Genomic DNA, 6,129 nt, shown 5'->3' with positions numbered 1-6,129 from the left:
GTGTGGCTTCGCCGGTTGGCTGGCGGCCCGGGTGGGGGCCGGCGTGACGGGCAGGGCTGGCACACGGCTGCCGTGGCGGGTCAGCGGAGTGCCGTTGACGGTTGGGGCCATGGTGGGTTCCTCCTTGTCCGGGGCGCGCAGACGGCGCGCAGAGATGACCGGTCCACCAGGTGGATGGGTCGGGTCAGGAAGAGCGGGGGAGGGGTGGCGCGGGTGGTTGGTGCGACCTTGGGTCGCCGCGCGGGGCGCGTGCCGACCGGCCGAAGCGGGTGGGCGTGGCGCACCGCTGGGATGCGGCGAGGGATCCCTTGGTGGGACCGAACCGGGTGGAGCGAGAACTGAGGTGAAGGTGTTGCCGACGACGGTAGAGACCGGCTCTCACAGCGCCTTTTTGCCCGCAGGATCAGGGAGGAGGGGCGTTGACCTGCGGTGTGACAGTTCTTAAGGCCGTCGGCAGGCCCTGTTCCGGTGGCTCTGTGAGAATCGCACGCACTCACAGATGATCTTGTGGTCTGACAGTCACAGTCCGTGGGCAGCGTCGGGCTTGCTGCTGGCAAGGCAACGACAGGCGTGCTGACCTGGGCTGTGAGAGCGGCGCCGGGGGGTGTCAGCCGTCGATGTCCTCGATGTAGCGGTGGGGGTTGGTCGCCGGGTTCGCGGGGCCGTGGTCGCTGGGCAGCTCGTGAAGCCACCGGCGCAGGCCCGGGTCCGCGGCGAGGGTCCAGGAGGGTCCGGCGGGGTGCTCGTCGTGGACGCCGACGGCCACGGGCATGGCGGTGGGCACGCCGGTGAGGGCGTCGAGGAGGTGGGCTTCGCGGCGGCGGCCCGGCACGCGCAACAGCACCGGATACCTGGGGCCGAACTCGGCGAGCCGGCTGTAGGCGCGCAGCTTCGCCAGCACCGTGCCGAGGGGCTCGGTGGCGTTGTCGTGCTCGAGGAAGAACCCGACCGTGCGGCCGTCAACGGACCAGATGCCGTGCCCGTCGGGGCGGATGCCGGCGATCGCGAAGGCGGCGGTGGCGTGTTGTTCCGACCACCACCGTCGCAGGTGCGTGTCGTGGTGGCTGCGGGTGTGTTCGATCAGGTCGACGAACAGCTGGTTCGTGCCGAGCAGATGCCGCAGGTTGCGGCTTCCGACGATCCGCGCGACCCGGTCGAAGCTGGTGCGCGGTGCGCGGGCGTCAGGGTGGTCGGGGTCGTGGAACGTGGTGGGGTGCACGAGCATGCCCAGCGGGCCGAGGGTGTAGAGGTATTGCCGGTCACCGGTGGTCACATCGACGAACCGGCTGACTGCCTCGATGGAGTACAAGGTCGCCAGGCGCAGACGCGCGGAACGGGCTGACGGGAACAACGCCTGGGTGATCTGGCCGGCGGACAGGACGTAATGCTCCGCGAGCCATGCCAGAAGCTGGCGATCGCGCAGGGTGAGCCTGCGGAGATGGGCGAACCGGTCGCGTAGGAGGGAGCGGGACACGAGCGTTCTCCTTGGGGGAGGTAGAAGGAACTGGACCCTCCTGTGGGGAGGGTGTCGGGAACTGGCGGCGACAGCAGCCGCTGGCGGTCACGGGCCGTGTGCTGCCCTGACAGGCAACCGGCCGGGAGTGGCTGCCCCACCAGGGGTGAGCCCCGGTGAAGGGCGGCTGAAGGCCGCGTGGAAGGACACGCGGAAACCCCGAGCCCTGGCACCGACAGACGATGCGGCGCGGGTGACCGGCCTGTGAGGGTCGCTCTAGCGTCGGCGGCTGTTGCTTCGAGAGGCCTGGTCGCTTCGCCGCGAGTACTGCTCGACAAGGTCGTCGATGGCGCTGGTGTCCTGGGCGGGCACCGACCCCGCAGCAACCCGCCGAATGGCGGTGGCCTCCCCGACGACCGGCTTGGGTGCACGCGTCTTCATGGTGAACGCCGGTGTCTGGCGGCCGTCGACCACGAGGCGAGCGACGGCGGTGTAGGCGTCGAGGTGGGTCAGGTCGTGCTCGTCGAGTTCGGGCAGCGTGTGCCGTGCGAGAACGCGAGCGTCCTCCGGCGCGCACGAGAAGTAGATCTTGTTGCGGGCGTTGGCGGAGGCGGCGGCGAGCAGGTCGCGGGGGAACTGCGCGAGGTCCTGGTGGGACAGGACGAGGGACAGCCGGTACTTGCGGGCCTCGGCGAGCATCGTGTCCAGCGAGTTGGCGAGGGTGAGGAAGTTCTGCGCCTCGTCGATGATCAGGGTCGCGTCCCGGCGACGCTCGGGCGAGGTCTTCGCCCGGGCGGTGGCGGCCTGCCACACCTGCGCGAGGACGAGGGAGCCGAGCAGCTTGCTGGTGTCCTCGCCCAGGGTGCCCTTGGGGATGCGCACCAGCAGGACACCGCCGTCGAGGACCTTGCCCATGTCGAAGCTGGAGCGCGGGTAGCGCATGGTGCGCTTGACGAAATCCCGCAGCAGGAACGCCCGCAGGCGGGCCAGGACGGGCCCGATGACCTGGGAGCGCAGGGCGGGGTTGAGCTCGTCGTACCACTGCCAGAACCCGGACAGCCCGGCCGGGTCGTCGAGGCCGACGGTCATCGCCGACCGGAACTGCGCCGAGTTCAACAAGGGCGGGATGTGTTGGAGGGTGACGTTGGCGTGGCGCAGCAGGGTCAGGCAGGCCACCCGCATCACGTCGTCCATCCGGGGCCCCCACGCCTTGGCGAAGATGTTCCCGAAGATCGACACGAGGTTGTCGACCACCAGGTCGGGATCGTCGCCGGACAGCGGGTTCAGCGTCGGCGGGTTGGGCTGGTCGGGGTCGAACAGCACCACCCGGTCCGCGACGCTGGCGGGGAGCCGGTCGAGGATGTCCAGGACCATGTCGCCGTGCGGGTCGATGACCACCATCCCGCGACCCGCTGTGATGTCGTCGACGGCCATGTTGACCAGCAGCGTCGTCTTCCCGGAGCCCGTGGATCCGATCACGTGCGTGTGATACCTCGCATCCGCCACCGCTAGGGCCACGGCGTGCCCGCCGACCTCCGCGTCACCGAGGACCTTCACGCCGCGACCGCCGGTGGGCACGACCACCGGGGCGGGCATGGACTTCGCCCGCGCCCTGTCCAGGCCGGGCACGGCCAGGTCCCGCGGCAACGCGGCGAGCGCGGCCAGCTCCGGCGTCGAGGTCAGGAACCCCGCACCGAGGCGACGGCGGTCAAGGACCGCGACCGGCGAGGACATGCGGGCCCGGTGCGCGAGCCGGTTGCGGCCGGCGTAGACGGCGAAACTGGAGGCGACCGCGTCCGCCACCGCCCGTAGCCGGCCCTGCGGGTCGGTTCCGCTGCGCTGGCTGTTCTTGGCGACGGCGTAGCGGATGCCGGTCTGCCACAGCGGGTGGGAGGTCTTGTCCAGGATCGCCCGCAGGTCCCGCTCGACGCCCGGGTCGCGGCGTCCTGCCGGGACGGTCGACCAGGAGCCGCCGCTGCGAGCAGGAAGGAACAGCTCGATCAGCCACAGCAGCGGCGCCGCCGGATGGATCATCGGGACGGCGGCCTTGCCGTCACGCAGCCGCCCGGCAGCCCGCCGCGCCCGTGCCGCACGGCGGGGCGTGGCGGGGCGGGCGAGGACCTGCACGCAGGCATGCTCGTTGGCCTTGAGTCCGGATCCGGCGGACATCAGCGCCCGCAGCGGATCGTTGTCATGATCGGTCGCCAGCGGCAGCCATTCGGCGGCGGTGGGCAGGAGATGCCCGCCCACCGCGGCACGCACCTCGAGCGGGATCGGCGGGCCTGCCGCCTGCGTGGTGGTCGCGGCGCCGGGCCATGCGGCCCGCACCGCCGCCTCGACCGCACCCTGCGGCACGGTGCCCGGCACCCAGATCGAGATCAGCAGCCGCCGCCCGGTCCACGTGTACTGCCACACCACGTGCGGGCTGCCGTAGAGCAGCCGGCGCCGGCGGGACGGGGTAAGGGTGCCGGCCAGGTTCGCCCACAGCGCCGCGGCGCCGGTGGCGTCGACCTGCGGTGGCGGGGCGATCGTCACCGTGCGGGCATTGTCGGCGTGCCGGCGGTGCCGCCACAGATCGAGCAGGTTGCGGCCGGCGACGTAGGCGATGAACCCTGCGGCGGCCACCGCGAGCAGCCACGGCCGTTGCACCGCCCAGTTGGCAGCGTCGGCGACCCAGCGGCTGGGTCCGGTCGCCGGCACGATGAGGCCGGCGCCCGGCCCGGGCGGGCCGGGCGCCGGTGACGGCGATACGAGCAACGACAGGGCTTCTGGTGGCCTCACAGGTCGTCCTCCTCGTCGTCGAGGTCGGCTAGGTCCGCAGGCCGGGTCGTGCACAGCAGGTGCTCGGCGTCGGAGGAGATGGCCTCGAAGCTGCTGCGGTTGGTGCCGGAGATCAGCAGCCCTTGGCCGACGCGGGCGGCGAGCAGCAGTCGCCGTTCCCCGGCGGTGAGGCCGAACGCGTCGCCGATGGCGTCGATGGCCTGCGGGGCCTGCTTGAGCAGCACCTGGGTGGCGGCGTTGGCGACGACGGCTTGGCCGAGGTCGGTGCCGAGGACGTCGGCGACGTCCTGGGTGATGACGGTCAGGCCGGCGTGGCGCTTGCGGGCGGCCTTGGACATGCGGAACAGGAACCGGGCTCCCTCACCGTCGCGCATGAGCAGCCACGCCTCGTCGACCACGACGAGCCGGCGGGTGGCCAGCCGCGCCGGGTCGACGGCGTCGACGCTGCGCCAGATCGCGTCCAACGCTAGGAGGGTGCCGACGGTGCGCAGCTCGTCGGCGAGGTGCCGCAGCGACCACACCACCAGGTGCCCGTCCGGGCGGGTCGTGGTCGGCCCGTCGAACAGGTCGGAGAACGATCCCTCGACCCACGGGGCGAGCCGAGCCGCGAGCTGCCGGGCGGCCTGGTCCTCGCCAGCCCGAAGGGCGGCGGCGAGGTCGCGCAGCAGAGGGGCGGGGCGGTGGTGGGTGGCGGGGTCGGCGGTGATGCCAGCGGTCCGGTAGACGGCCAGGATCGCCCGGTCCAGCGCGGCGCGTTCCGCCGGTGGCGGCTGCTGGCCGAGTAGGACGTTGATCAGCGTGTGCAGGAACAACCCGCGACGGGTCAGCACATCCGGGCGAGTGTCGCCGGCCGGCAGGTCGAACGGGTTGATCTTCACCCCGTGCACGCCGAGGCGGACGATCGTGCCGCCGACCGCGTCGGCCAGGCGCAGGTACTCCTCCTCGGGGTCGATCACCGCCACCTGCACCCGCTGGTAGAGGTTGCGCAGGATCTCCAGCTTGACGAAGTAGCTCTTGCCGGCGCCGGAGCGGGCCAGGACCACGCAGTTGTGGTTTTCCTGCGCCCACCGGTCCCACCACACGATCCCTCCGGAGTCCGGGTTGACTCCGTAGAGGACCCCGCCCTCGGCGGGCGGGTCACCGGGCAGCGGCGCGGGCAGGTCGGCGCTGGCGAGGGGGAACGCGGCCGCGAGGGCGGTGGTGTCCATGGTGCGCAGCATCTGCAGCGAGTCCGTGGCCAGGGGCAGGGTGGTGGTCCACCCGGCGAGGTGCCGCCAGGTGGCCGGTTGCACCTCGATCAGGGTGGACGCGGCGGCGGCCTTGACCTGCGCGCACGCGTCCAGCAACTCCTCCTCGGTGCGGGCGTGCACTGTGAGGTACAGGCCGACGCGGAACAGCTTCGCCGCGCCGCGGGCGAGGCGTTCGGCGAGGTCGGCGGCGTCGTCCGCGGCGGCCTCCACGTAGGGGTCGGACAGCTTGCCCCGCTCGGCGTCGGCCCGCCTCGAGGACTCGAAGCGGGCCCGCTGGTTGCGCAGCCGGGACGCCGCCACCGGAGCGGGCATCGGCTCGATGTGCAGGGCGAGGTCCAGGCGGCCCGGCCAGGACAGCAGTGGTTCAAGCCAGGCCGGGCCGACCTCGGCCGGGTAGCCGGTCACCACGAGGGTCGCGGCGTACCCGTCCCCGACGCGCAACATCCGCGGGGTCACCTCGAGCGACGCCGGTGCGACGGTGGCCGCCAGCCCAGCGGACTGGCGGCCGTTGTCGGTAGGGGTGCGGGGGCGGTTGCGGTTTCTCATCTCGATCGCTTCTCTCTGCGTATGGGGCGGCTGTCGGGAGCCGGGCCACGGATCACGGTGTCGGGGGCGGCCAGGCCGCCGGGGCGGGGTGGCCGGTAG

3 protein-coding genes are annotated in these 6,129 nt (G+C 72.4%); all 3 read right to left on the bottom strand.

Translation table 11 applies throughout. The annotated features are described in order from the left end of the window. Positions 1-607: 607 nt before the first annotated feature. A complete protein-coding gene (locus DKL51_RS04935) occupies positions 608-1,474 on the bottom strand; it encodes a replication-relaxation family protein (protein WP_243420769.1) in 867 nt (288 codons plus the stop codon). 255 nt (positions 1,475-1,729) lie between these two features. Continuing rightward, positions 1,730-4,153, bottom strand: a complete 2,424-nt coding sequence (locus DKL51_RS04930; protein ID WP_423790584.1) for a type IV secretory system conjugative DNA transfer family protein — start codon at positions 4,151-4,153, stop codon at positions 1,730-1,732. Between the two features lie 77 nt (positions 4,154-4,230). After that, positions 4,231-6,030: a VirB4 family type IV secretion system protein gene (locus DKL51_RS04925; protein WP_109965569.1), complete on the bottom strand. Its 1,800-nt coding sequence runs from the start codon at positions 6,028-6,030 to the stop codon at positions 4,231-4,233. Positions 6,031-6,129: the final 99 nt, after the last annotated feature.

Origin of the sequence: Micromonospora globispora (genome assembly GCF_003857015.1) — a bacterium.
Taxonomy (GTDB): domain Bacteria; phylum Actinomycetota; class Actinomycetes; order Mycobacteriales; family Micromonosporaceae; genus Micromonospora; species Micromonospora globispora.
Note: the sequence above shows the minus strand (reverse complement) of the source record. Positions and strands in the feature narration are given on the sequence as shown.

Excerpts from the sequence above, each read along its gene's own strand:
- DKL51_RS04925 (WP_109965569.1), bottom strand. The coding sequence starts at position 6,030 with ATGAGAAACCGCAACCGCCCCCGCACCCCTACCGACAACGGCCGCCAG.